The organism is Arthrobacter sp. Hiyo1, assembly GCF_001263615.2.
Taxonomy (GTDB): domain Bacteria; phylum Actinomycetota; class Actinomycetes; order Actinomycetales; family Micrococcaceae; genus Arthrobacter.
The window spans coordinates 531301-533961 of the sequence record NZ_DF952470.1; the positions used below are offsets into that span (position 1 = coordinate 531301).

General features: G+C 63.3%; 2 protein-coding genes and 1 tRNA gene. 2 read left to right on the plus strand and 1 reads right to left on the minus strand.

The window, feature by feature from the left end:
• Window positions 1-78: 78 nt before the first annotated feature.
• Window positions 79-152, minus strand: a tRNA-Arg gene (locus tag AHiyo1_RS11285).
• A 283-nt stretch (window positions 153-435) separates the two neighbouring features.
• Here AHiyo1_RS11285 and AHiyo1_RS11290 point away from each other — a divergent pair.
• The gene (locus AHiyo1_RS11290) at window positions 436-2262 is read left to right on the plus strand and encodes a phosphoenolpyruvate carboxykinase (GTP) (protein WP_059388627.1); all 1827 of its coding nucleotides are present in this window, start codon (window positions 436-438) and stop codon (window positions 2260-2262) included.
• Between the two features lie 169 nt (window positions 2263-2431).
• Window positions 2432-2661 (plus strand): PEP/pyruvate-binding domain-containing protein (locus AHiyo1_RS11295; protein ID WP_148667546.1); only part of this gene is annotated, 230 nt, incomplete at its 3' end.

Genomic DNA, 2661 nt, shown 5'->3' on the forward strand with positions numbered 1-2661 from the left:
ACGAGGCGCGCCAACCAACCCGGCCCGGAATTTGACGAAAAAAAGACCCGCACCGGGTCCGGTGCGGGTCTTCATTTGTGCGCCCAAAGGGATTCGAACCCCTGACCTTCTGTTCCGTAGACAGACGCTCTATCCAGCTGAGCTATGGGCGCATCTTGGTGATTCTCGGGAGTTTCAAACTCGTTCCCCCCTCGAACCTCAATAAACTTTACGCGAGATCCCCGTTCGTGCCAAATCGACGCGGTGTAATCTGCCTAACTAGACCGGTCTATGTGACCTTGGTCACTAAATTTGGCCAATCGCTGACGCGGATCCTTGATTTTTAGGGGTTTTGCTCCGAAATGGTCAAGAGATCCCATGTCCGAGCCCAGATTGGTCTACTCCGCGACCCCTAGCATTTAGGACACACCACTGAACCCGAGGAAGGGAACCACGATGGGCGATCTGGCGCGACTGCCGTTGCTTGAGAAGGCACCTACTACGCATGCACGCCTGTTGGCCTGGGTGGAGGAAGTTGCCGAGCTGACACAGCCGGACCGCATCCACTGGGTTGACGGCAGTGAAGCTGAGAACAAGAAGCTGACCGACGAGCTCGTCGAGGCCGGCACCCTGAAGAGGCTGAACCAAGAGCTCTTCCCCAACTCTTTCGCTGCATTCTCTGATCCCGCGGACGTAGCCCGTGTGGAAGAGCAGACCTTCATCTGCTCTGAGAAGGAACACGACGCCGGCTTCACCAACAACTGGATGGCCCCTGCGGAGATGAAGCAGAAGCTGCGCGGGCTGTTCGCCGGCTCCATGCGCGGCCGCACCATGTACGTCATTCCGTTCGTCATGGGCCACCTGGATGCCGAAGATCCGAAGTTCGGCGTCGAGATCACCGACTCCGCCTACGTTGTCGCCTCGATGCGCATCATGGCCCGCATCGGTACCGACGTCCTCGACCGCATCACGCAGACCGACGCTTTCTTTGTCCCCGCGCTGCACTCCCTGGGCGCTCCGCTGGAAGCCGGCCAGGCCGACGTCGCGTGGCCCTGCAACCCGGACAAGTGGATCGTGCACTTCCCCGAGGAGCGCTCCATTTGGTCCTACGGCTCCGGCTACGGTGGCAACGCCCTCCTCGGCAAGAAGTGCTACGCCCTGCGCATCGCCTCTGTCATGGCCCGTGACGAAGGCTGGCTGGCCGAGCACATGCTGATCCTGAAGCTGACTTCGCCCGAGCAGAAGACCTACTACATCTCTGCGGCATTCCCCTCCGCTTGCGGCAAGACCAACCTCGCGCTGCTCGACCCCACCATCAAGGGCTGGAAGGTGGAGACCCTCGGCGACGACATCACCTGGATGCGCTTCGGCAAAGAGGGCGAGCTCCGCGCCGTCAACCCCGAGGCCGGCCTGTTCGGCGTCGCTCCCGGCACCGGTTGGGGCACCAACCCCAACGCCATGCGCGCCATCGCCAAGGGCAACAGCATCTTCACCAACGTTGCGCTGACCGACGACGGCGGCGTGTGGTGGGAGGGCATGACGGAGGAAACTCCGGCGCACCTGACTGACTGGCAGGGCAACTCCTGGACTCCCGGCTCCGACAAGCCCGCGGCACACCCGAACTCCCGCTTCTGCACGCCGATCGACCAGATCGACATGCTCGCCGAGGAATACTTCAGCCCCGAGGGCGTGGAGCTCTCCGCGATCCTCTTCGGCGGCCGCCGTAAGACCACCATCCCGCTGGTCACCGAGGCCCGCGACTGGTCAAACGGCATCTTCATGGGCTCGACGCTGTCTTCCGAGACCACCGCTGCAGCGGCCGGCGCCGTCGGCGTTGTGCGTCGCGACCCCATGGCCATGCTGCCGTTCATCGGCTACGACGCAGGCGACTACCTGAACCACTGGGTCAACCTGTCCGCCAAGGCCAACCCTGAGCGACTGCCCAAGATCTTCCTGGTCAACTGGTTCCGCCGCACTGCCGAGGGTGGCTTCGCTTGGCCCGGATTTGGTGACAATGCCCGTGTCCTCAAGTGGGCCATCGAGCGGCTTGAAGGCAAGGCCGACGCCGTCGAGACTCCCATCGGCTTCGTGCCGACCGGCGAGTCCATCGATCTCGAAGGCCTGGACATGACCCCCGCCGAGGTGGAAGCCGCAGTGCGCGTCGACGCCTCGGAGTGGAAAACCGAACTGGCATCGATCGAGGAATGGTACGCAAAGTTCGGCGGATCCCTGCCGGCCGCACTGCTCGCCGAGCTTGACGGCCTGAAGGCTCGCCTGGCCTAGACCACCAGACGGACGTCCACCTGCACGACCCCACGGCGGTCCCGCACTTTGGTGCGGGACCGTCGTCATTTCCGCATCCTGGAGCAGTCGCTGTGGAGCATTGTGCCGCGATGGGCGTGAGCGTAGCTTTTAGAGAACCAGCAGTTCTCTAATTCAGGGGAGCCGGGCCATGGACGATTCCCAGCGGCACGCAACACGGGCCACCGCGCCCTTGGCCGCTTTGGGCGTTGGGGACGTCGCAGTTGCCGGTGGAAAAGGTGCCGCGCTGGGGGAGTTGGTGCGCCAAGGGTTCCCGGTGCCGCCGGGCTTCATCATCACCACGGGCGCGTACTTGTCCTTCCTGGCGGAAACAAACGTGGGTGCCGCGCTGGGCGGCTTTCTGTCCGTCGGGCCTGAAGA

Excerpts from the sequence above, each read along its gene's own strand:
- AHiyo1_RS11290 (WP_059388627.1), top strand. The coding sequence starts at position 436 with ATGGGCGATCTGGCGCGACTGCCGTTGCTTGAGAAGGCACCTACTACG.